The sequence below is a fragment of the Candidatus Flexifilum breve genome (assembly GCF_016713355.1).
Genome location: NZ_JADJPI010000037.1, coordinates 78143 through 101206, shown reverse-complemented (window position 1 = coordinate 101206; position 23064 = coordinate 78143). Strand labels below are relative to the sequence as shown.

Annotated in this window: 25 protein-coding genes; 13 read left to right on the top strand and 12 right to left on the bottom strand. The window is 56.2% G+C overall.

Annotated features, from left to right (window positions below; genetic code table 11):
• Window positions 1-5: 5 nt before the first annotated feature.
• From IPK17_RS31375 to IPK17_RS31360, 4 genes are all read right to left on the bottom strand, one after another.
• Complete coding sequence (locus IPK17_RS31375; protein WP_343421675.1) at window positions 6-497, bottom strand: NADH-quinone oxidoreductase subunit B; 492 nt, start codon at window positions 495-497, stop codon at window positions 6-8.
• Window positions 488-850: an NADH-quinone oxidoreductase subunit A gene (locus IPK17_RS31370; RefSeq protein WP_343421674.1), complete on the bottom strand. Its 363-nt coding sequence runs from the start codon at window positions 848-850 to the stop codon at window positions 488-490. The genes IPK17_RS31375 and IPK17_RS31370 overlap by 10 nt, the downstream gene beginning before the upstream one ends.
• Before the next feature lie 93 nt (window positions 851-943).
• Window positions 944-2047 (bottom strand): lipase family protein, encoded by a 1104-nt coding sequence (locus tag IPK17_RS31365; protein ID WP_343421673.1) that lies wholly within the window; start codon window positions 2045-2047, stop codon window positions 944-946.
• A 51-nt stretch (window positions 2048-2098) separates the two neighbouring features.
• Entirely contained in the window at window positions 2099-2428 is a 330-nt protein-coding gene (locus tag IPK17_RS31360) for a winged helix-turn-helix transcriptional regulator (protein WP_343421672.1), read from the bottom strand.
• A 126-nt stretch (window positions 2429-2554) separates the two neighbouring features.
• Between IPK17_RS31360 and IPK17_RS31355 the strand changes: the two genes are divergently transcribed.
• The gene (locus IPK17_RS31355) at window positions 2555-2962 is read left to right on the top strand and encodes a hypothetical protein (protein ID WP_343421671.1); all 408 of its coding nucleotides are present in this window, start codon (window positions 2555-2557) and stop codon (window positions 2960-2962) included.
• A 50-nt stretch (window positions 2963-3012) separates the two neighbouring features.
• On the opposite strand, the gene IPK17_RS31350 is transcribed toward IPK17_RS31355, so the two are convergent.
• Window positions 3013-3978, bottom strand: a complete 966-nt coding sequence (locus IPK17_RS31350) for an aldo/keto reductase (RefSeq protein WP_343421670.1) — start codon at window positions 3976-3978, stop codon at window positions 3013-3015.
• A gap of 72 nt (window positions 3979-4050) precedes the next feature.
• Window positions 4051-4500: a DUF4385 domain-containing protein gene (locus IPK17_RS31345; RefSeq protein ID WP_343421669.1), complete on the bottom strand. Its 450-nt coding sequence runs from the start codon at window positions 4498-4500 to the stop codon at window positions 4051-4053.
• Between the two features lie 84 nt (window positions 4501-4584).
• On the opposite strand from IPK17_RS31345, the gene IPK17_RS31340 reads away from it, so the two are divergent.
• Window positions 4585-5106, top strand: a complete 522-nt coding sequence (locus IPK17_RS31340; protein ID WP_343421668.1) for an RNA polymerase sigma factor — start codon at window positions 4585-4587, stop codon at window positions 5104-5106.
• Between the two features lie 89 nt (window positions 5107-5195).
• Entirely contained in the window at window positions 5196-7304 is a 2109-nt protein-coding gene (locus IPK17_RS31335) for a WD40 repeat domain-containing protein (RefSeq protein WP_343421667.1), read from the top strand.
• A 91-nt stretch (window positions 7305-7395) separates the two neighbouring features.
• Here IPK17_RS31335 and IPK17_RS31330 read toward each other — a convergent pair whose 3' ends face one another.
• Together IPK17_RS31330 and IPK17_RS31325 are read right to left on the bottom strand one after the other, a co-directional pair.
• Entirely contained in the window at window positions 7396-8259 is an 864-nt protein-coding gene (locus IPK17_RS31330; RefSeq protein ID WP_343421666.1) for an SDR family oxidoreductase, read from the bottom strand.
• Window positions 8259-8747: a YciE/YciF ferroxidase family protein gene (locus tag IPK17_RS31325; RefSeq protein ID WP_343421665.1), complete on the bottom strand. Its 489-nt coding sequence runs from the start codon at window positions 8745-8747 to the stop codon at window positions 8259-8261. Before IPK17_RS31325 ends, IPK17_RS31330 begins: the two co-directional genes overlap by 1 nt.
• Before the next feature lie 195 nt (window positions 8748-8942).
• Here IPK17_RS31325 and IPK17_RS31320 point away from each other — a divergent pair, with 195 nt between their 5' ends.
• Window positions 8943-9413 carry a hypothetical protein gene (locus IPK17_RS31320; protein ID WP_343421664.1) on the top strand — a complete coding sequence of 157 codons (471 nt, stop codon included), beginning with the start codon at window positions 8943-8945 and terminating at the stop codon, window positions 9411-9413.
• A 295-nt stretch (window positions 9414-9708) separates the two neighbouring features.
• On the opposite strand, the gene IPK17_RS31315 is transcribed toward IPK17_RS31320, so the two are convergent.
• A complete protein-coding gene (locus IPK17_RS31315; RefSeq protein WP_343421663.1) occupies window positions 9709-11295 on the bottom strand; it encodes a glycosyltransferase family 39 protein in 1587 nt (528 codons plus the stop codon).
• Window positions 11296-11654: 359 nt separating this feature from the next.
• Here IPK17_RS31315 and IPK17_RS31310 point away from each other — a divergent pair, with 359 nt between their 5' ends.
• Window positions 11655-12068 carry a hypothetical protein gene (locus tag IPK17_RS31310; RefSeq protein WP_343421662.1) on the top strand — a complete coding sequence of 138 codons (414 nt, stop codon included), beginning with the start codon at window positions 11655-11657 and terminating at the stop codon, window positions 12066-12068.
• Window positions 12069-12357: 289 nt separating this feature from the next.
• On the top strand, window positions 12358-13350 hold the full coding sequence (locus tag IPK17_RS31305) for a TOTE conflict system archaeo-eukaryotic primase domain-containing protein (RefSeq protein ID WP_343421661.1): 993 nt from the start codon (window positions 12358-12360) through the stop codon (window positions 13348-13350).
• 19 nt (window positions 13351-13369) lie between these two features.
• Here IPK17_RS31305 and IPK17_RS31300 read toward each other — a convergent pair whose 3' ends face one another.
• Window positions 13370-13801, bottom strand: a complete 432-nt coding sequence (locus IPK17_RS31300) for a hypothetical protein (RefSeq protein ID WP_343421660.1) — start codon at window positions 13799-13801, stop codon at window positions 13370-13372.
• A gap of 32 nt (window positions 13802-13833) precedes the next feature.
• On the opposite strand from IPK17_RS31300, the gene IPK17_RS31295 reads away from it, so the two are divergent.
• Window positions 13834-14721: a hypothetical protein gene (locus IPK17_RS31295; RefSeq protein WP_343421659.1), complete on the top strand. Its 888-nt coding sequence runs from the start codon at window positions 13834-13836 to the stop codon at window positions 14719-14721.
• A 252-nt stretch (window positions 14722-14973) separates the two neighbouring features.
• Here IPK17_RS31295 and IPK17_RS31290 read toward each other — a convergent pair whose 3' ends face one another.
• Together IPK17_RS31290 and IPK17_RS31285 are read right to left on the bottom strand one after the other, a co-directional pair.
• Window positions 14974-15387, bottom strand: coding sequence for a type II toxin-antitoxin system VapC family toxin (locus IPK17_RS31290; protein WP_343421658.1), 414 nt, complete (start codon window positions 15385-15387; stop codon window positions 14974-14976).
• Window positions 15380-15655 carry a hypothetical protein gene (locus tag IPK17_RS31285; protein WP_343421657.1) on the bottom strand — a complete coding sequence of 92 codons (276 nt, stop codon included), beginning with the start codon at window positions 15653-15655 and terminating at the stop codon, window positions 15380-15382. The genes IPK17_RS31290 and IPK17_RS31285 overlap by 8 nt, the downstream gene beginning before the upstream one ends.
• 116 nt (window positions 15656-15771) lie before the next feature.
• Here IPK17_RS31285 and IPK17_RS31280 point away from each other — a divergent pair, with 116 nt between their 5' ends.
• From IPK17_RS31280 to IPK17_RS31255, 6 genes are all read left to right on the top strand, one after another.
• Window positions 15772-15936, top strand: a complete 165-nt coding sequence (locus IPK17_RS31280; protein WP_343421656.1) for a hypothetical protein — start codon at window positions 15772-15774, stop codon at window positions 15934-15936.
• A gap of 5 nt (window positions 15937-15941) precedes the next feature.
• Window positions 15942-16703, top strand: a complete 762-nt coding sequence (locus tag IPK17_RS31275) for a ParA family protein (RefSeq protein ID WP_343421655.1) — start codon at window positions 15942-15944, stop codon at window positions 16701-16703.
• A complete protein-coding gene (locus IPK17_RS31270) occupies window positions 16700-17107 on the top strand; it encodes a hypothetical protein (RefSeq protein ID WP_343421654.1) in 408 nt (135 codons plus the stop codon). Before IPK17_RS31275 ends, IPK17_RS31270 begins: the two co-directional genes overlap by 4 nt.
• A gap of 1249 nt (window positions 17108-18356) precedes the next feature.
• Window positions 18357-21014: a type IV secretory system conjugative DNA transfer family protein gene (locus IPK17_RS31265; protein ID WP_343421653.1), complete on the top strand. Its 2658-nt coding sequence runs from the start codon at window positions 18357-18359 to the stop codon at window positions 21012-21014.
• Window positions 21011-21904 (top strand): replication-relaxation family protein, encoded by an 894-nt coding sequence (locus tag IPK17_RS31260; protein WP_343421652.1) that lies wholly within the window; start codon window positions 21011-21013, stop codon window positions 21902-21904. The genes IPK17_RS31265 and IPK17_RS31260 overlap by 4 nt, the downstream gene beginning before the upstream one ends.
• Window positions 21905-21943: 39 nt before the next feature.
• Window positions 21944-22888 (top strand): replication-relaxation family protein, encoded by a 945-nt coding sequence (locus IPK17_RS31255; RefSeq protein ID WP_343421651.1) that lies wholly within the window; start codon window positions 21944-21946, stop codon window positions 22886-22888.
• Window positions 22889-23064 lie beyond the last annotated feature (176 nt).

Genomic DNA, 23064 nt, shown 5'->3' with positions numbered 1-23064 from the left:
GTCGTCTACTCTTTCACCCACTGGGCGAGACTCTGACCGCGCACCTTTTCATGCAGCGTGAGAATGCCGTGAATCAACTGTTCCGGGCGCGGCGGGCAGCCCGCGACATACACGTCGACCGGGATGATTTCGTCGACACCCTGCACGACCGCGTAGTTGTTATACACGCCGCCGCACGACGCGCAGTCGCCCATGGCCAGCACGTACTTCGGCGACGCCATCTGATCGTACAACTGGCGGATGACCGGAGCCATCTTGCGCGTCACGCGCCCCGCCACGATGATCAGGTCGCTTTGACGCGGTGAAGCGCGGTTCAGCTCCATGCCGAAGCGCGACATATCATAATCGGAAGCCTGGGTCGCCATCATTTCGATAGCGCAGCACGCCAACCCGAACAGGAGGGGCCACATCGCGCCCGTCCGCGCCCAGTTGACGGCGGTATCCAGCGTCGTGGTGACGACGCCGAGATCGCCGAGTTTTGAGGAGATCACTCCCATTCTAACGCCCCTACTTTCCACTCATAGATCAGTCCGATGGTCAAGACGGCAATGAAGACGCCCATCGCGATAAACGCATACAAGCCCATGTCACGGAATACGACCGCCCAGGGCAGGAAAAAGATGACTTCGATGTCGAACAGAATGAACAACACCGCGATTAAGTAGAAGCGCACTGAGTAGCGACGATTGGCGGGACCAATCGGTTTCATACCGCTCTCGTAGGGTGCATTCTTGCGGGTCGTCGGTCGATAAGGCCCGAATAACCGCGAGATCACGAGGATGAGGAGTGAAACGAGGATAGCAACGATGAGCAGTACGCCAATCGGCGCGAATTCATTCAGTGCGTTCATAGGTCTGCACCTAGTATACCGTTCGATTGTTCAAATTGGAACAAATAACCTAACCCTAGATTAACATACAGGGCAAGGCGAGTCAAGAATTTCTCAGCCGATCCGCAGGCCGATTCGCTGCCGTTCGTAGGCGGCGTGATGCAGTGCCAAAATGTCCTGCACGACCAGTTCGCGGTTCTGCGCATGCTGGAAAACCGCCTCTGGTCCGACGCTGAACATATAGTGCGATCCAGCGACGACGCGCACATTGGCGGCAGGGAATTCGAGGTGCGACAGCAGGTCCATCATCGGGACGAGGCCGACGAGCGCATCCCGGTGACCGAGCATCGCCTTGAAGAAGTCGAATTGACGGGGGATTTCGCGGTTATTAAGCAGCCCCATCGCCATGAAGGTCGAGGAGATGATGCCGCGCGGGGTGTTGTTGTACTGGTAGCGGTGCAGTTCTTTGAGGTAGCTGCTGCCACCCGCGCACACTGCCTCGATCATGCCGGGCTTAATAGCGCGTTCGATCACCTCGAAAACGTGCAGGCGGTTGACGATGCCAATGCCCACGCCGAGCGCCGTGAAGAAGGCGCGCTTGGAATCGTCGTCGAGCAGGAGCGCAGGCGCGAGCGCGAGGCGCGTCTCCTCCCCTACCCGCCAATGCAGCGGATCGAGATAGAACAGCGCTGCCCCACCCATGCTGTGACCGACGAAGTTGATCACGCGGTTATGGCTTTCGCCGCGCTGGCGGCGGATCTTCAGCACTTCGATGAGGCTCTCGATGGTTGACATGGCGGCGGGCGGATTGCACTGATCGAGCGCAGGGGTTTGATCGACAAAGCGCGCTTCGCCAAAGCCATTGTGATCGACGGCGATGGCGATCAGCTTCTGGTTGCTCACCGTGACCATACCGGGGATGCTCTCCCAGATGGCATGGTTGCCCGTCCACCCATGCATGAAGATCACATAACCTTCGCATTCGGCGGCCAGTTCTTCCAGCTCATCGTCCGTCGTGAAATGATCGTCTGCCCACATCACCTGCCAGACCATATCCCGCAGCCCGGCATCCAGCAGGAAACCGCGACCGAGCGGCGCGGGGATATAGCCGCCGTTGACGAGGTCGGACATGCGGTAGAGCGCGGTCTGCGTGCCGGGGACATCTCCCTCGGCTCGATGAAAGTGGCCGCGCAGCCAGGCAATTTTCTCAGCGATCATTCTGCCGCCTCCGTGTGTATTCCTTTTCATTATAAAAGGAACAGGTAAAACTCACGTTGAGGTAGTCGCGAGAACAGCTTCAGGAATTTGTTCGCCCCATGCCCGCAGCGCATCGATCACGGGTCGGAGCGTTTCGCCGTACTCGGTCAACGCATACTCGACGCGTGGTGGCACCTCCGGGTAGATCGTCCGCTGCACAATCCCCTGAGCTTCGAGTATGCGCAGGCGTTCAGTCAGCGTTTTGGGGCTGATGCCGTCGAGTTCGGAACGTAGTTCGCCAAAGCGCTTCATTCCCGTGAACAGTTCACGCAGGATCAACAGCGTCCACTTCCCTTCGAGGATCGAGACCGCCTTCTCAATCGGACAGCCTTTTGCACCCATGATGACCCTCTTTTAGTTCATTTAATGTAACTATAGCACTCTATTGTAACTACTTTACAAAGTAAAACAAGCTGCATAGACTGGTCAACATGAGCTGTCAACATTCAACACAGGAGAAAACACACCATGACTACCCAGCGCAATTCGAACTTACTGCGCTATATGCTCGGCTTTATCGGCGTTCTGCAAATCTTCTTCGGGGTGATGTTCGTCTTCCTGCCGAACACCTTCGCGGGTCTCGTCGGTCTGGAAGCGGCGCCACCGTGGGCGCTGTGGATGTTTACCATGTTCGGCGCGCGGGCCTTTGGTTTCGCCTATGGGATGTTCATGGCGCTGCGCGACCCGGCGCGGCACACCTCATGGATTATCGCCATGATCGGTGTGCAGGCGGTCGACTGGTTGGGAACGATGGTTTACCTGCTTAACGGCAGTTTGACGCTCATGCAAGTGTCGACCGCCGCTGTGCTGCCCATCGTCTTCATCGCCGCCTTGGTGACGCGCTTCCCCCGTCGCTCCGCCTCCGCAGCGGTATAGCGGCCAACGAGCAGAGGACGAGACCGATCTCGTCCTCTGCTCCATTTCGACTAAATCGGAATCGGCTGGCGCACCCAGCGATGCGGGCGCAGCGCGTCGACTAGATTGGCGGAGAGCGCTTTCCCATCACTGGCAGCGATGTTCGCCTCGACATTCCGCAGCTTGCGCATGCCGGGGATGATAGTGCTCACCGTCGGCTCGGCGAGGATGAAGCGCAGCGCGAATTCCGGCATCGACATGCCCGCCGGGATCAAGGGCTTGAACGCGTCAATCCGTTCGACCGTCTCGGCGACCGTCTCCGGCGTGAAGTAGTTGCTCCGCCAATCCTCTTTCGGGAAGCGCGTGTCTTTGGTGAATGTCCCGGTCAGGCTGCCCTCGTCAAACGGCACGCGGGCAATCACGCCGATGTTGAGTTCGCGGCACAGTGGATAGAGTTCGTCTTCGGGGTTCTGGTCGAAGATATTGTAGACCACCTGCACCGCGTCGATCAACCCGGTGCGCAGCGCTTCCAGCACATTGGCTGGCTCCCAGCGGTTGATGCTGATGCCGAACGCACCGATTTTGCCGGATGACTTCAAGGTTTCGACGGCGCGCTTCCACCCGTCATCCGCCGTGAAGTGATCATCCCACACGTGGAGCTGCATCAAATCGACCTGCTCGACATCCATGTTTTTGAGCGACGTGTCGGTCATGGCGATCAGGTAGTCGTAGGGGAACACATCGGCGATGTCATACTCCGGCGTGGCCGGCCATTTGCGATTCTTCGGCGGGATTTTGCTGGCGGTGTACAGCTTCTGGTTCGGGTACGCCTTCAGCAGTTGACCGAGCAGCTTTTCGCTGTGCCCTTCCCCGTAGGCCAGCGCCGTATCGAAGAAGTTACAGCCTAATTCGACCGAGCGGTGCAGCGACGCCAGCGACTCGGCATCATCTGAGCCCGTCCAACCGCCCATGCCCCACATCCCATAGCCGATCTCCGCGACCTGCCAGCCCGTCCGTCCAAACGTGCGATACTGCATGCTTTAAGTCCTCCAAACGCACTCTTTCCGTGGGCCGAAGATTAGCGCTCAGGCCGTGCCTTGTCCACTCGTTCACCCGTACTTTTGCTGATGTTCTCGCTTCAAGCGTTGATATTCGGGGTCATCTTTCGCCTGTTGGTAACGCGCATAGAAAATCTGTGCCGACTCAGCTTTGATCGGATCTTCGACGCGGGGAAGCTCTTGACCGTCCGCGTCATATTTGCGCCCGCTTTTGTGATTGGCGTAGCGGCGGGCGCGGGTGAAGCCCATTTGCAGATACTTGCGCGCCATATCCATGCCGACGAAATCGCCTTGCGCTTGGTAGTCAAGGAACATCTGGTAGATGGCATCTGCCGATTCACGGGCGATCTCCGGCGTTTTGAAGCGCCAGTGCGGCAGAATCTCCGACTTATACGGCTCGACCAGCAGCACACCCTGTTCGCCTTTGCCCACGCGGTACAGCTCGGGATGCTCCCGGAAATTTACGTTCGTGAAATCCTGCTCGTAGTCGAAAGCGCTCATCGCCCCACCTGCATTACAGACTTTATGACGTTTCTGCTATTGTACGGCGTGTGATACTTTGGCGGCGTGTGCGTATCATTAGATATGGACGCACGACTCCACATAGCGCGGGCAGCCGCCGTCGATTGGGATGCGGTCTACTGGGACACCCTGCCCCGCGTCTACAACTTTTTCCGCTACCGCGTCGGCGATGATCAACTGGCCGAAGACCTGACTGCGAACACGTTCCTCAAGGCGTGGCGGGCGCGCGACCGCTACCTCGACGACGTGGCGGCCTTTTCAACGTGGCTGTTCAGCATTGCGCAGAACGTGGCGGTCGATCACTACCGCCGCCGCAAGCCGGAAGTTTCGCTCGATGCCCTGCCCAACTTCGCCGACAGCACTTCCATCGAAGACGTGATCGAGCGGCGTGCCGACTCCGCTCGGCTCAACGTGCTGCTCGCTCGCCTATCACCACGCGAACGCGAATTGATCGCGCTCAAATACGGCGCAGAGCTGACGAACCGCGCCATCGCGCAGGTGACCGGGCTGAGCGAAACCAATGTCGGCTCGACGCTCCACCGCACGATCCAGAAGCTGCGCCAGCAGTGGGATGAATCACCATGAACGACGATTTTCTGCATAAGCACCGCCAGGCGCCATCCAAGGCCTTCGCGGACAAATTGTATCGCCAACTCCAAGAGGAGAATGAGGACATGACCGCTCTCCCGATGACCCGCACCTATGCCCGCCGCGCACGTTTCCCGGTCGGAGCGGCGGCGCTGTTCGCGCTGCTGCTCGTGGGCGTGCTGCTCGCGCTGCGTCCGACCTTCACCCCGCCGACGCTCACGCAGATCGACACGGGCTTTCTCAACGCGCTCCAGCCGATCACGCCAGAGAACGCGGGCGACCTCACGCAGGTGGCGCAGCTTGGCAACGGACGCGTCTTTGATGTGGACTGGCACGGCGATATGATCGCCGTCGGCGGGGCGCTCGGCGTGTGGCTGTACGACTCGACGCATCTCACCGAAGCGCCGCGTCTCCTGCCCGCCCAGCAGACCATGTATGCGCGCCGGGTGGCGCTGACGTGGTCGCGAACGAATCCGCTGGTCGCCGCGCCGGACGGCGACACCATCCGTGTGTGGAACGCCGAGACCGGGGAAGAAGTCGGCGCGTTCAGCGACGGCGATGATAAGCACTGGGATGTGGTGGCGATCAGCCCGGATGGGCGTTATGTTGCGGGTGGCGAAAACATGCTCGGCTATGAGGTCACGCAGCGCTGGGCGCTCAACGTGTGGGAGGTCGAAACCGGCGAGATCACCTTCATACGCAATTTGCAGAATCCCATCCTGAATCTTGATTTTAACCCCCTGCGCCTGTATCAATTCGCAGCACAAACGTTCGGCGGGACATGGGTCTTCAATGCTGAAGAGAACGATTTTGCTGGTATCAGCTACCCGCAAAGTCCGGCGACCAACTTAGATGTGGGGCTCGATTACAGCCCCAATGGCGAGACATTGGCGTTCGGCACAGAAAACGGCGTGCTCATCTGGAATGTGGAGACACGACAGGTTGAGCAGGAAATCATCATCAACGCCGATCTGACGCCCTATGTCACCGACGTGGCCTTCAGCACGGATGGCGCGTACTTAGCCATTGCCAGTCGCAATTTCGGCGTCAACCTGTGGAATGTGCTGCTGCAAAGCTGGATCACCGGCGAGCCAGATCATCTCGATCATGAGGGTTTTCAAGATGTGAGCGCGCTGGTCTTCAACAATGCGCTGCGTTCCTCCCTGCTGGCGAGCGTCCAGTTGGGCAGCACCTTGAGTGTATTCTCGTTCGGTACAGGCATGACGTTGACCAATCAGCGTGACTTCACAGCTCCGATCATGCGTGCCGACCTCAATGCCGATAACCGGACAATCGCAGCAGGCGGCATGGACGGCTACATCGACGTGTGGAATCTGGAAACGGGGCGCGAAGTCTATGCGGTCAATTCGGAACTCGCCAATTTGACCGATCTCGCCTTTACGCCCGATGGGTCGCTGCTGGCCTATTCCGGTCGCCTTGGCCGTATTCAGGCGGGGGTGAGCGGCGAACGTGAGCCCGGACGAACGTTGGTGAACCGGCGCGGCGGCGTGTCGCTGCTCAACGCGGAGACAGGGGAATATGTCCGTCGGCTAGGTGATCTCGAAGACTATTTCTACCTGTTCGCCTTCAGTCCGGATGGGGAAACACTCGCCGCCTATGACGGATTCGATAACAACGTTAAAACTTGGAACTGGGAAACAGCCGATGAATCCTCGGCAGGTGAGGCGCTGTTCACGTCCCCGGTGAGTATTGATCGACTCGGTTACAGCGCCGACGGGTCGCTGATCACCGTGACGAGTTTCAACAATGACCTCGCCTTCTATGACGCGGTGACGGGCGACCAACAGACACCCTTTGAAACGCCGATCCCGCGCGTGATCGATGTCGCTTACAGTCCCGATGGGTCGCGGATGGTGGTCGCACAGCGCTTGGCCACCTACACCAGTTACATCACGCTCCACGATGTCGAGGCGGGTGCGCTGATCTTCCCGCTCCAGTACACCACCAACACCGACCTCGTCACCAATCTGACCTTCAGCCCGGACGGAGCGCTGATCGCCGCCATCATCGACGAGAATCGCGTGCATGTGTGGGATGCCGCGACCGGGGAACTGCTGTTCGATCACGGCGACGCGTACATCCCCAACAGCCAGCTCATGTTCAGCCGCGACGGGCGCATGATCGTCACCGCCGACTGGGACGGCCTGATTCGCGTGTGGGGAATACCGGAATAAAAGCATTGAACCACAGAGAACACGGAGAACACAGAGTGATTTGATCCATTTCTCTGTGCTCTCTGTGTTCTCTGTGGTTAACGGTTTGGCTCTACCCGTTGACGACTTCGCCGCCGTTGAGGTGCAGAATCTGCCCGCTCATATACGACGAATCATCGCAGGCGAGGTAGACATACGCCGGGCCGAGTTCTTCCGGCTGACCGGGGCGCTTCATCGGCACATCCGCGCCGTGACTGGCGACCCGCTCCGGTGGGAACGTCGCCGGGATGAGCGGCGTCCAGATCGGTCCCGGCGCAACGCCGTTCACGCGGATCTTCTGCTCCGCCAGTGACATCGACAGCGACCGGGTGAAGGCGACAATCGCGCCTTTGGTCGCGGAATAGTCGAGGAGCTGCGGGCTGCCCTTGTACGCCGTGACCGAGGTCGTGTTGATGATGGTCGCGCCCGCCTTCAGGTGCGGCAGGGCCGCCTTGACCATGTAGAAATACGCGAAGATGTTGGTGCGGAACGTCTTCTCGAGCTGTTCCGCCGTGATGTCGGCGATACTTTGCTGCGGGTGCTGTTCGGCGGCATTGTTGACCACCACGTCTAAATGCCCCAACTCGCGCACCGTGCGTTCCACCGCGGAACGGCAAAACTGCTCGTCGCCGACATCCCCGGCGATCAGCAGGCAGCGCCGCCCTTCCTGCTCCACCTGACGCTTCGTTTCCTCCGCGTCGCCGTGTTCGTTCAGGTACATGACCGCGACATCCGCGCCTTCTTTGGCGAAGTAGACGGCGACCGCGCGGCCAATGCCGCTGTCGCCGCCCGTGATCACCGCCACTTTGCCCATCAGTTTGCCCGCCGGGATGTAGCGCACATCCTCAAACACGGGGCGCGGATGCATCTCCGATTCGATCCCCGGCTGCTGATTCTGGGCTTGCGGCGGATTGACCTGTTTGGCCTGTTGGCTCATTACTCGGCCTTCTGGTTGACCCGGCTTTCGGCAATGCGCGTCAGCAGGCGATCCGTCTCTTCTTCCTGACGGTTGAGCTGGTCAAACAGCAGGGCGACATCCCGGTGATCCATCGTGTTCGCCCACGTGCGCAGCGTGCCATAGGCGGAAATTTCGTAGTGCTCCACCTTTTGCGCCGCCGCGATCAAGGCCGCGTCCACCACATCGGGATCGCCACCCTCTTCGATGACGTGCTCGCCTTCCTTGATCAAGCCCGCCATGCCATCACACTTCTTGCGCGACGGTTTTTCGCCGAGCGCTTCGAAAATGCGCTCGACCATGCGAATTTGCTCTTCCGTTTGGCGCAGATGCGTTTCGAACGCCTTCTTCAGTTCGCGGTTCTTCGCCGCCTCGATCATCTTGGGCAGCGCCTTGGTGATCTGATGCTCAGCGTCGTACGTGTCCTTGAGCATGTCCAGCATCGCTTCATGGAGGTTCTGCATCTTCATGAGGAAGTTCCTCTCGCCTATTCCTTACGAAACATCTTACAGGTATCATTGTAGGCGCAGCGCACAGCCATAGGCAACACTCGTGCGCGAGTTCTCATCGATTGTTCAGATGGCTGCACAGGCGCAGAAATCGTCTTGTCCGCGCGGGGTTGACGCCACTACAATGAACGGCGTGCTGGTTAGGGAAAGGCGAAATTGGACGATTTTCAACACGCACTCGACCTCGATGTGCGCCAAGAACTTGAAGCCGCCGCGCACGCCTATGAGCAGATCATCGCGCAGCCCGACGCGCCGCTGGACGCTTACCTCAACCTCGCGTGTCTGTACTGGCGCTGCATCGATTTCGAGTTCACGTGGTCGCTGAATCTGGAGATTGCGTTCATCTGGCGGGCGGGTGAGCGCGTGTGGCAGGTGCTGGATGCCGCCGATGCCGCCTACCCCGACTGCGCGGAGATCCGCTTTTGGCGGGCGTATTTCCGCCTGACGACGCTCGACCGCCGCCATTTGTCGAGGCGTGCCGCGCGCTCGTTGCCCAACCGAACGCGACGCTCGTCCCCTACTTCTATCTCTACAGCGCCACGCAGGACAGCCGCTACCGCGAGCAGGCGAGAAGGCTGTATTGCGAGGCTCAGACCACCCTCACGACCAAGAATCGCTACATTGTGAGCGTGCTCGAACCGTTCTTTTCGGCTTGACGGTGCTCATTGGGCGCTAGATCGTGCCAAGCAGTACGCGATCATTGTCAGTGGGCTGATCGCCTTGGGCAATAGGCGCTCCCCCTGTCTCCCAAGCGTAAACCGTCACAAGTACCTCGCGGCCGGTGACTCCGGTTAGTGACAAGTTCACCGTTCGACACGCGTCCGTTGCGGCTGGGAAGCTGAAATCGGTTTGGGCGACCAACTGCCCCGCGCATTTTGCAGATGGAGTCCCACTGAGTAATGTTCGCTCTGGCGCCGGATCGTCAGCGAACAGGATGCTGGTGAAATTCAGTAGTACCAGCGCGGCGCAGGGAGCGGCACGTCAGGTTGTAGACCAAAGCTACCAAAGCGGATTGGGATCGGTTTCCGGGCGGGCGGGCGAACAAATTCAGCGTGAGTTCGGGTGTATCCGCTACTTTGACGCATTCGTGATAGCCCACCTGCTCCAATAAAAGTTCAAATTCATCCCGGTGATTCAGCGGCTGCGCAGGCGTTGAAGCAACCCATACGCGCTCGGAATCGCCAATGTCTGATCGCGCCAGTTCTTGATATTGGGCGAAGCCGTAATGATCCGGTTGTTCGATTAATGCGTGCCGAACGGGCAGATCGTGCAGGTAGTAATCGATTTCTACATCGTGATACACTGCCCACGTCCAATCGGGCAGCAGAAACACCACTTGATCATCGGGTTGAACATTTGTTTGTAGCGCCGCCCGCAGTTCGCGCCACGGCAAATGCCAGTGCGGATTATGCAGTAGTGAACTCGACACTGGATCGAGAGTCACCCACACGCCACCCGCCACAATCACCGCTAGAACAGCCCCACCCCACACACGCCTAAGCTGCATGAGGCGCTCAATGCCCAGACCACCCAGCAGGGACAGTGGTGACCACAACGCCAATAAATAGCGAACTTCCAACAGCACGCCCAGACGCGCGTTGATCGCTAGGAGCAGTGTAAGGAGCGTAAACGCGCAAAACCAGAGGAAGATCGACTCTTTGCGCCGCTGGATACTCAGTCCCAACAGGGCGACGAGTAAGCCCGTGCTGCCGTTGCTGAACAGGTACAGGACGCCGCGCACGACCTGTTCGGTGCTGAGCGCACCGAGTCCCCGAACGCTCGTCTCGCTTAAGGCTTGCGTTACGCCACGTATCAAAATCAGCAACCACGGTAGGAACGCCAGCGCGGCCAGCGCAAACACACCGCTAATTTGCCACCACAAGAGAGGCCGCTCGCGGAAGATCCGTGAGCGCATCGTTACCAAGTGGTACAAACCGAGCACTACGCCGATCAAACCGGCAAAGTAATGCGTATACAACGCGCCGACTAATCCAACGAACAGCAACGCATACAGGTATAGACCGCGTTTGCCGTTGATCAAGCGCCAGTAAGCCCATGCGCTGATCAGTGTGAGCAGCACATACAGCGTATAGGCGCGCATTTCGTGCAGAAAATAGACGTAGTATGCGGACGAACCGAGGACGACAGCAGTGGCGATCCCAACTGTAACTGAACGCAGATCGCGCCCTAGGCGATACGCCATCGCTATGCCGATCATCCCGACGAAGAACGACAACGACCGCGCTGCCAGTTCTGACCAACCAACAAGTTTTCCCCATTGACTGAGTAATATGTAGTAAAGCGGCGGTTGCCAAGGGTCATCTGCGCCAATGTGCATCCACACATCCACCGGGGTACGTGGCTCAAAGTACGCGCCGCCTGCGTGGTAAATAGACCAATATTCATCTAACCAGATGGAGTCCAGATTGAGGCCACGGATACCCAACCAACTCACAAGCAGGAACAGCGGAAGGAGGATCATCAAAGTGCGAGTTGACGAACGGGGCATGTGCTAGAGTACCTAGATAACTTCACAACTAGCGTAGTTTAATTGACATCACACTGTCTTGCGAGAAGCCGAGCCGCCCGTAGAAGTTCTTGGCACGGTCGTCAGCGCGCTCACTGTTGACCATCAGGTGACAAGAAGTCGTATTTAGAACCACTAAACATTTTCCCCTTGCTACTTGGATCAATGGGAGGCCACAAGTTTCCAATTTCACTCTAGTCCCCTCTATCGAAGAATCGTTGATTTAGTACGTACTGCAAAGAGAACGAGGACAGATTCTAGAAAACTTAAGGTTCTTTTCCTGTAGGACACACGCATAATGATTATATCAATTGCTTTGTTTACTACATAGGAGAGACGCCATGAGCGTCGATGTTCGTTGGGGAGTCGAAAATCGGGTCATTCAATGTACGATGTGGGGAGATGTGACAATTGAGGAGTTGCGGGAAGCTATAAAGCAAGGTGAGCTAATGTTCGAGTCGAGTCCATATGATCTCATTCACGATGTCATTATTGCTCATGAATTAATGAGCTATCCTGCTCTGCCACGGCTCCTCGAACTGCGCGAATTCTTTCGTCATCCTAAATTTGGATGGGCGATCTTGATCTCAGACGATAAAATCGTCAGCTTTTTCACCACTGTGATTGCTGCGGTTAATCATCGTTTCCGTTCATTCCCCACGATTGGAGAGGGATTAAATTTTCTTGAAAATCGAGATGCACGCCTCATACAACCGCTAGTAATGCATGACGTGAAAAGCATTATGGAGGAGTAACAATAGTATGGGGGGGTATTTTGCGGAATCCTACCCATTCCTTGTCCCTCTGTTGTCATCATTGGAAATATTCGTAAGTACTTCCATGAGCTGCGTTACTTGTGTTATCAACTCGAAGTTTTGGTCATGTTAGAGTTCTGCAATCCCAACTTGCATGACCAAAACAAATCTCTATCGCTTTGTTTCCCTAAAGCAGTAATTGGCGATAAATCACTAAATTACGAATGCTTCTGTTAAACATGGTAGAGGTTGCCTTTATAGTACAAACCCTCTATTCTGTACCTCATATATGCCGGGGGAACGCGAGAAACGACCATCACATGAGCTTGATCGAGATCTGGCGCTTGCGTATGCCGCAACCTTTATTCCCCGATACGACCAATATCCCCTCCAGCTCAAAAATGGCACGTACATCGCTATCAAACAAACCCTTCATCCTGACTTGATCGTTGCCCACTTGCGCGGCTTTATCACCATCGGAGCTTATGCGCTTACTCCGGAGAGCCGGGCAAACTGGATCTGCCTGGACGCCGATAACAGCGACCAGTGGGAAAAACTCCAGCACGTCTCCCTCTCCCTCTCAAAGCGCGATGTTCCATCGTATCTGGAGTCCTCGCGGCGCGGTGGTCATCTCTGGCTCTTTGTTCCGTCTCTGACCGGAACAGATGCTCGACGGTTTGGCAAGCAGTTGGTGACCAATTACCGCATTGGCGCAATCGAAATATATCCAAAACAAGACCGCTTACGAACCGGAGCCGGTTCCTTCGTGCGCTTCCCCTTAGGCGTGCACCGCCTTACCGGCCATCGCTATCACTTCATTACCCCAACTGGGCAACCGCTCGCTTCAACCATCCGGGAGCAGATTGCGCTCCTGGCAAACCCTCAGCGCGTCCCGGAAAGCTATATCACGCAAGTGCTCGCACGCGCCGCTGAAACGCCAGAACAACCCCCGACTCCCCCATTCCAACCGAGAAAAGAGACCGCTCGAAAAAGACGTTCTCTCAGCGGAACCCCCTCAGAACGCATCAAAGCGAGTCTCAGTGTCCGCGACTTTGTTGGACAATACGTTGAACTAGATGCGAACGGACGTGGGCACTGTCCCTTCCATGAAGACGAACACCAAAGCTTTCAGGTGAGTGATGAAGGAAACTTCTGGAATTGTTATGCCGGTTGTGGTGGTGGTAGCCTGATTGACTTCTGGATGAAGTGGCGCGAAACGCAGGGAGAAGACGGGAGTTTCAAGGCGACCATTTCAGACCTTGCTCAAATGCTTCTGAAATGAGCCAATAGCACAAGTTTCGTTAACGGTTTGCTTTTTTATGCTGAATTATAGTTCTTGCTCCCTGCTCCGCTCGCGCTAGAAAATCGTTCTTTTCGTATCCTAAAACATCAAGCCACTTGTCGAGCAGAACACTAAACTTTTCATCCTCGAGAACGCCGGCTTCTGCCAGTTCATAGTCTTCCCTAGCTACGCCAAGCACACGCGGAATATCACTTTTTCTCACCTTCATGTTTATCCGAATGTAGCCCATCGTCCCAGCAATCAGCTCTTTTGTCTCTTGTTCAAGTTGCGCGTCACCACCGTCTTTCTTCTTGCGCTCCGCTTCTATTTTGAGCCGCGTGTATCGTAACCAAAAATCTTTTTCGGGGTTATCTAATTCTGTAAAAGTATCGTGATTAGTCGGCATTTTCGCGTCTTTGCGCGAAAATAAACGCTGAAACCATTCTTTCATATATACACATAGTATATCAGACGGTGTCAAACATGATCGACCTAGATGATGCAGCACCGAGACATCGAAGACCTGAGAGCGAGGCACTTATCGGCGCTCTCATCGCCTCATATGACCATGCCACCTCCCACATTTCAGAGTTTGCTAAGTTGCAGTATCAGCTGGTGGCGATTGCCTATGGTTTAGCGGGTGCCGCCATTGCGTTCTTTGGTGATCAGCTGACTCAACCTCAAGTGCAGGTGCAAGGAACGTTCTTACTTGCTCTTCCCGTTATCTTTTACGCGCTGGTCTTTGTCCAGGTTTACCTACATTCTCAAATCAAGCGGTATGGGCGCTACGTGAACTATAAACTTAGGCCCAAAATGGAAGCCATTGTTCAAACACAACTTAAAACTACGGAACAAGTTGCATTATGGGACTGGGAAGAAACGTATAAGCATGGCATCACCAAATCCATAGGGACAGCGATTGAAGGTCTTGCGTCCCGTATTCTGTCCCTCCTTATCCTCGCGTTGCCCTTAATTCCAGCAATGGGAGCAATTGTCATATTTGAACTTTTGAACGCAGGGAGAACTTACAGGGATGTTGAACTATTCGTTCGCAACGCAAACCTGGTTGGACTCGTGGGCGCTATAGCCTTGATTGGCATTATCGGGTATGTCAATGTCACTTCACTTGAACGTGAAGGGCAGAGGTACGCTGAAAAAGAAAAACAGTATGTTCTCCAATTGTTGGACAAACAGACTAGTCAACTAGGAAGTGACCCAGTGAAAGATGCAGTTATCGCGGGGCTTATCGAGGATCAAACCGATCCTGAAATTCTCTTGCAAGCTGCGCTCCTTGCGAGCAGCCCGGAGCATGCGCGGAAACTTGTTGACAGAGTGAGAAAGATCAAAAAACCAACGCCCCTCACATCCTAAACTGCACCACCGGTAACAGGAAGAAGCCCGTGCTTTTCGTGGTTAGTGCTTGGAACGGAAGATAAATACGGAGAAGATGGATATTTCAAGGGGGCGATCAAAAACCTCGCCAGACTTCTTTTGGATTGACCGTTTTGAGACACTGTAGTAGGTCTAAAAACGGATGAAATAGGGTTTGTATGTAATTTACCTAGAGGCGCTTGTAAAACCTTTTTGAGGAACCTTCCTGAGTCTTAATCTCCCGTTCTTCTCTTACCCGGCCAAATTTATCCCGAAGCGTGTATAGAATTTGTCAAAGCTCACGATGCCTTGCCATCCAAAGTAACGCACAACGGCGACATTGGCGCAGTCAATCAGACTCACCTTCTCCAAGGTTTGCTCGATAAACAAGGTTTGCGCTTGCTCACGCAGGTAGTCACCGATGTCAATCACCTGAAACTCTGACTCCTGAAGGAAAGTCACAAAGCGACAAGCGAGGGCATGGGCGTAGCGCCGACTGATGAGGGTAGCTGTTTCGGCCACCACAAAATTCGTAGTCGCTAGCAGTTCCCCTTTTTGGTCGATGACGCTCAATGCTGTTTTTACTCGGGCATGATGGACGTCGGTGGCAATAAATAGGCCAATGAAGGCATCGCTATCCACTAGAAAGGTGGCCCGTTCACTCACCTGCCTCCGTTTCGTCTCGCCCCCACCCGTATAAGTATTCATCTATAGTGGTCGAGGCATCTGTGGCCGGTTCTTGGATCATGCCCTCGAGCTCTCGTAACCCGTCAAACACAGCCCGACGGCGTTTGGTTTGCAGCTCATCAATCACGGGATGGAGATAGTCTTCTATCACTTGCCCCATCGGTTTTCCAATGTCATCAGCCACCCGTTTGAGTTTGTCATGAAAGGCCGGACTGAAATTCATGGTGGTGCGGATGGACGGTTGCATACGCATCAATGTTACAACATCGAAATATATTCTGCAACATATCTGCTCCTTTCCCTTATTGACACTCCCCCTCTCAGTATGGTTATGATGGTTCTGGTACTGCCTCAGTCCCGTCTATGACCCAAGAACCACACAAACGCCATACCAACGAAGACCTCATCAAGTTTTACGTGCCGCGCGCGCTCAAACTTGAACTCCAGGCACTGGCCGTATCCCGGAATATCGCACTCTCTGCACTCCTCAGACTCGTCATCACCGAGTATGTGAAGAGCAGGAAATAACACTTATGGTCATTTCTGTAGTCAATCAAAAGGGCGGCGTGGCGAAAACGACGACTGCCATCAACCTCGCAGCCGGACTCGCCATCGAAGGCTACAAAGTCCTGCTGATCGATGCCGATCCCCAATCGAATACCACCCAGGTTTTCATTCATCCTGAGGTGGAACTTGAGCCGGAAAAAACGTTGTTTAACGTGCTGATGAAGTTTGCGTCCCTGCCGACCGTGGTTCGACCCACGGAACAGACCAATCTAGCCTTTGTCCCGTCCCACATTCGCCTCTCCAGTGCCGATCTGGAGCTCGCGCAGGCCCTCGATAATCGGAGCGCGCGGTTAAAACGCGCGGTCGACGAGATCGAAGGGAATTATGACCACATCATTATCGACAATCCCCCCTCCCTCGGGCTGCTCACCATCAATTCGTTTGTCGCCAGTGATGCCTTGATCATCCCCGTCTCCACCGCGTTTTTTGCTTTGACCGGCTTGGTCCAGCTTCAGGAAACGATTGCGATGGTCAAACAGACGAACCTCAATCCCTCGCTGCGGATACTCGGAGTCTTGTGTACCTTTGCCGATTACACCAATGTCTCCAAAGATGTGGAGGCGCAATTACGCTCATTTTTTGGCGATCTAGTTTTTCAGACCGTCATTCCTAGAAATGTTTCCCTGGAGGAGGCTCATTCACGGCATACCCACATATTTAACCGGGCTCCCCGCAGCGGCGGAGCCCTCGCCTACAAGGCGTTGGTGCAGGAGGTCATCAAGCGATGAAGAAATCCGGACTCGCCGACAGCCCTTTCTTTACTCTCTCAAACCGTGAGGAAGTGATGCAAACTCCCCCCTCTCTGCCCCAGCCGGTTTACGAACGCCCACCCGTTCAACCGAACGAACGAACGGATACACGAACGAACACCTCATCGCCCGTTCAATCGACCGCCCGAACGAACGAGCGTCCGAACGATAGCACGAACGAACGGCTGCCCGAACGAACGCCTGTACCCTCAGCGGCTCCGAAAAGTCGGGCTTATCACCGCTATACCTACGATATATTCGATGACCAGGCTGAAGCAATTGATGATCTCACCTTCCGTTGGCGCAAAGAAAAAGGGAAGCATGTCACCAAAGGCTTTGTTATGCGAACTCTCCTCGACGAAGCCCTCAAGGATCAGAAGTGAACGTCCGTTCGTGCGTTCGAACGCACGAACGGACGTGCGCGCACCCGTTCAGGTGTTCGTTCGAACGCTTTTAGCGCCTCTTGACGATCTAAACTCCCTGTGTTCATACTGTGATTGAAGCCTCTTGAGTCAGTATGAGATGCGGACGACACCATGGCAGGTGTTACCGTCTAGGGGAAGCCCGAACGGAACGCTCAAGAGCCGGTCGCTGCTAGAGAAAAAAGAATAGCCGGAACGTTTTAAGGCCACAAAAAAAGCGCCTTGAAACCAGCCAAAGCGCCGTTTTTGAGTTCACTTTCGTCGTTTAGAAATCTAAGCACGTATTGCAACTTAAGCGAGAGATTTTTTAATCTACGAAATTTGCGGAGCAAATTTAAGTGTTGAACTTTGTCCCGCCTATTGTCAACCCCACTCCTACACCCCCTTGGCCTGCCCACAGTCAGCGTGTGGGGACAGGCGAGGGGAGCGGCTGTCGCCTGATGTGTCCCTCGTCGGCGAGGGTCTTCGTTCGGCGCTCGTTTTAGCCCGCGGTGGCGGGCTGAACTCGCCCCTCTCAGCCCACCCCCTCACTCCGAGTGCCACCCGCGCGTCGGTCTGTCGTCTTGCCGTTGGCTCGTCTTCCAGCCCGACTGCCAAAAATTCCGCTCCCGCGTTCGTCCCCTCCGTGGTGCCTTGGGTTGAACACCCCAAGTCCTCACTCTGTTCAGTCTTCCGACTGCCCAACGGCGACTCGCACCGGGAGTGCCTTCCATCGGCTTGACAGCCTCCGTCAGCGGCGCAAGCCTAGCGGCTTGCTAATTTTTGGCAGTCGGGCTGCGCCCTCCGCGCGGCGGCGAATTTGCTGCGCTCGAAGTGGGGGATTAGGCGGCGCGTTTTTCTTGGCTTTCAAGAAAGCTCACGGCTTCAGGAGGGGAGAGGATGGGGATACCCTCAAACTGGCGGCGGGGCAAAAGGTGCTGCGTGTCACGACTGACAATCCCATCAGCGTGCGCTGTACCCTATGCAAGCAGAGGCGTTTCATGCGCGGATATTCGCCCCGCCTTTATGCGCCATTCACGACGCATTTTGTCACATCTACCTCAACTTCACCCACGAGAACATTTCCCCTCACCACAACGTCGGTGCGCCTGCCGCTTCGGCTCCGTTTTCGATTACCGTACTTTGAAACCGTATCTATCTGGATCGTACTTGCGCAAACTGTAAAAATCGAGTTCCATAAAACTAGGCATTGGAGTGAAAGGGGCAGCGGATGCGGCGGCGCTATTACACGGATGATGATGCAGCGATTGCAGATTTTGTCTCCTGGTCGATTGTCTTAACGGGCATGGGGGTTGCTGCCCTCATTAAGGCCCTCATCCCCAAACCCGCGGCGTATACCCCGGCGGCCCCCGATGACCCGACCCATGTTTCGAGTCTTCTGGAGCGCGCGCCGAAAGTGGACTGGTCGCGCGCGAAACTGCCAAAAGTCGATCTGGGCAGCTTCAAACCCAAGAAACTGGGCAACCTCGATGACCTCAAGGCAGCGGCGCAGGATTTGAAGTCGATGAAAGTGTCTTGGGAAGCGGAAGACCGTCCACAGATTATTCCGCGGACGGAGGTCAAACACGCGTTTTCATACCCCCAGATCATCGATGAACCGCGCGCCTATCACCTCTATCCGGCGCGCGCTCCGCTGGAACCGGGGAATACCGTTCAATTCCTGGAAGCCGTCTTGCGTGGCTGTCCGCGATTATCGTTTGAGATTGTGGCTGATGGGAAGCTGACGGTTTGGCAAGTCGTTGACTATGAAGGCCGCTATCCACCGCAGATCATTTTTGACCACCTGCGCACGCATTTTCCCGGCGCCCAGGTCGAAGTTGTTGACCCCAATACGCTCACGCCCCGGCAATATCCTTTCTACCGGCATCTCCTCCTTTTTGGTTTAACCAATGAATTCGCCGCCCCTCTCCCGTTTTTTGGTCAGGGGAAAGCGGGCGATCATCTCCCGACACTGACGCGCCGAATGGATTATCTCGACCCCAATCGCGAAGAGCGGGTGCTCTACCAACTGTTGTCGTTGACGGCCTCCCCCGAAGCGGGGGATCGGGCCGGACAGCGACTCATTAAGGGCACAGTCAAACCGACGTCGGGGATTATCCAGGACAAAGATGATCCGCTCTCAGGCTTTGATGTCCGGCTGCTGAACGCCAAGCTCGGCAGCCCGCTCTACCACACATTTCTAGCGGTGACGCTCGAAAGTCAGGACGCCAAGCGCCTGGATGAATTGGCGCAGATTGCGCATGATGTGCTGCAGGTCAGGCTGCCCCAGTATAACGGGATTACCCTCGTTGGTTCGCCCAACTTGAAGCGGGCGGTTGAGGATGAGGGGGCCGCGAGTATCGCCTGGTTTGAAACGCTCTTGACCGCCATGGTCCAAGCCTATCAACCGGAATGGAGGCGCTTGCTGTCGGTGTTATCGCCCGCAGAAATTGCTACCCTCTGGCATGTCCCGGATGAAACGTATACCGGCGAAAAGATTGCGTGGGCTGAGTCGCCCGTGCCGCCAGCGGTCGTCGGCGTTGAAGGGCAGGATGACCGGCTCTTGATCGGCGATGTCAGCCAGCGCGGGGCCAAAACACCGGTCTTTCTCCATCCGCGTGACCGGGTGTTTCACCACTACATCACCGGGAAAACGGGCACAGGCAAAAGTACCCTGATTGAAAACCTCGTCGTGCAGGATATCGCCGCCGGACGGGGTGTCGCCGTCATTGACCCCCATGGCCAACTGGTGGATCACTTGTTACTGCACGGCATCCCGAAGGAGCGCGCAGATGATGTCGTACTCCTTGAGTGCGGGCGCACGGATTATCCGGTGCCGCTTAATCCCTTCCGCATCCCCAAGGGGATCTCATTTGCCACAGCCTTTAATTACTTGTACTGGGTAATGCGCAAAATCTACGAAGGCATCTGGCGTGAAGGGCGGATGGATTTTGTCATGCGCAACGTCCTGCAAGCCCTGCTCTGCGATCCGGAAGCGACGCCCCTCGATATTGAACGGCTCTTTACCGATCAAGCCTATCGAACGAAGCTCATTGCCCTGATTGACGATCATGATGAGGGCTCGATCGCCGTCTCCCGGTACTGGCGGGAATTTGGGAGCAAGTCGCAGGGGCAGCGCGATGAACTGGCGCAGCCCATCCTCAACCGCACGGGTGCCTTCCTGGGCAATCGTTCGCTCGAAAACATGACCTGTCACCCAACCATGCTCAATTTCCAATCCCTAATTGCTGAGAACAAGGTTGTTTTGATCAACCTGTCGGGTGACGCCATTCGGAGTGAAGTGGGCGGCTTAGGCGCAATTTTCCTCGCGGGCTTTTATCTTGCGAGCGAACGGTTGGGCTATCTGCCGGATGGGGGAGCGCCCCGCTTTTACCTGTATGTGGATGAGGTGGAGCGGATTATCTCGACTCCCATTCCTGACATGTTTGCGCAGGCGCGCAAGTTCGGGTTGTCCTTGACCTTAGCCAACCAATTCCTCGATCAGCTGCCGAGTGATACGCTCCACGGGATTTTAGGGAATGTCGGCACGCAGTTTTTGTTTGAACTCGGCGAGCAGGATATCCCGACCTTTGCGCCGTATCTCGAACCAGAGCATGACCGCCGGGTGCTGCTTAACATCGGCACCCATCGCATGATGGTCAAGACCCGCGCGCAGGGTAAAACCCTCCCGGCATTTGTCGTCGACACCCGCCCCAATCCCACTGGACGGGGTACCCCGTTCCCACGGCCCGAGACGGTGACGGGCGACGGGTTTGTTCCCAAAACCGAGGTGCGCGCGTGGCTGACGCGTCGCTATACACCGCCAGAACCACCGCCCACACCGCCTCACGAGAAACCGGCCAAGAGCGACCTTGGGGATTACGAATGACCGCGGAAAAGCGCAACCGGCTCTCGCGCCACGCGCGTGAAGTCGAAGGGGAACGCCCGCCAATGCGGTTGACCGAGCGTGATAAAGACGTGATCAAAGCAGTGAATGACCACCGCGCGCTCTTTACCCATCAGCTGCAGCAGCTCTTTTTCGGTTCACGGTCGACAGCCCAATACCGGCTGGCGCTTCTGTTTCAGCACGAGTACCTCAACCGGCAGTATCCCACGCTCTTTGGGGACGCGGCCGGAAGCACGGAAGCCCTCTACACATTGGGGAAGCGGGGAGCGCAGCTTTTGGTGGACACCTGCGGTTATGATGAGGGCGACTTGCGCCTCCCCAAGCGGCGCGGCTTTTCGTGGAAGTTTATCGAGCACCTGCTCAAGATTAACGATGTGCGCGTATCGGTCGCCGTCGCCTGCCAGACCCATGGCTTTACGCTGGATACGTGGTGGGATGAAACGGTCTTTCGGGCGCACCCGGATTACGTCGCACTCAAAGATCGGCGGGGCAGAACCCGCAAAAAGCCGGTCTTCCCGGACGGGTACTTTGTCCTGTCCACCCCGCTCGGCACGTCACGCTTTTTCCTGGAAGTCGACCGCGGCACCGAAGCGCTCGCTAAGTTCGCGCCGCAGATTGCGGTGTATGAAGCGTATGTGGCGAGTGGCCAGTATCAGGCGCGGTTTAACGCCAAAAGCTTGCGCATCCTGATCGTCACCAGTTCGCCCAAGCGGCTTGCGCACTTAAAACGTGTGGTTGAGAAAGTCGGCGGCGACCGAAAGTATTGGTTCACGACGTTTACGGCCTTGTCACCTAAGACGTGTCTGACGGCACCTGTTTGGGAACGGTTAGGCAGCAAGGAAGCCCTTCCGCTCATTGACGTAAACGCCTAGGCTTGCAGAGGGCGCCCGTAACCTGCTAGGGTGGAGGGTATGTTGGAACCCCGGACGACACCCCTCTACGCCTACGATGCCCCAGACGGGGCGGAAACGTCCGCACCGGTCAAAGAGGCGGGTGACGGTGAAATGATCCCGTCTATGCGCCTTACAGACCGCGATAGACGCATTCTGGAAGCCGTGCACGCCTATGACGGAATCCTGGCCGATACGCAGATTAAGGCGCTCTTTTTCACCGGCGACTCGCAGATGCAGCTGCGCACCCGGTTACTCTGTCAGCATGGATACTTGAAACGCCCGACGCGGAAACAGCGGGCCGCCCTCACCCGCGGCGTGTATTGGTTAGGGGAGCGGGGAGCGGCGTATGTGGCCGGGCTATCGGGCCAACCGCTTGCAGAATTTGCCTGGCGCAAAGAGCCGCGTTGGGGACAGTTGGAACACGACTTGACCCTCAATGACGTGCGCATTGCTTTTGTGCAGGCGTGTCACGGCAATCCTGACTTCGCCATTGACGAGTGGATTCCCTCAACCGAGTTCTGGGCGCACCCCGACCGAGTAACCTATACCCTGGCAAACGGACGCTCCGCGTCGCGTTTTGTGCGACCCGATGCCTATATGGTTATTTCGCAAGGGGAGTATTCCGGCAAATTTCTCTTGGAAGTGGATTTGAGTACTGAGGATCAACCGCGCATTGCGCGGGACAAACTCCTTCCGCTCGTGGCCTACCTGCGGAGCGAAGCCTATAAGAAGCGGTTTGGGTACACGTCCGGGCGAATATTGTTTGTGACGACCGGGGACCGACGCCTCTCCAATCTCAAACGCAATGCCGAAGTCGCCACCGGACCAGACGCCCGTCTCTTTTACTTCACGACATTATCCCAGTTGACGGCTCAGACCGTCCTTCAGACGCCGATCTGGCTGCGCGGAGGGCAGGAAGAGGCAGTTGGGTTGTTTCGAACGGCTGAGTTAGAAAAAGTCTAGCACTTCGTTTACAGTGGACACTACCCGCGTAGGACTTGCCCTAGTGCGTGTCTGTACACAAGAGGAACGCGCTCTTTACTTCTTCACCTGCCGAAGTGAGCGAGAGGGAACCAGGGAAATGCAGGGTTTCTCGCCTCTCGAGGGCAACCCTACGTTGGGATTAACGTGGTAAACAA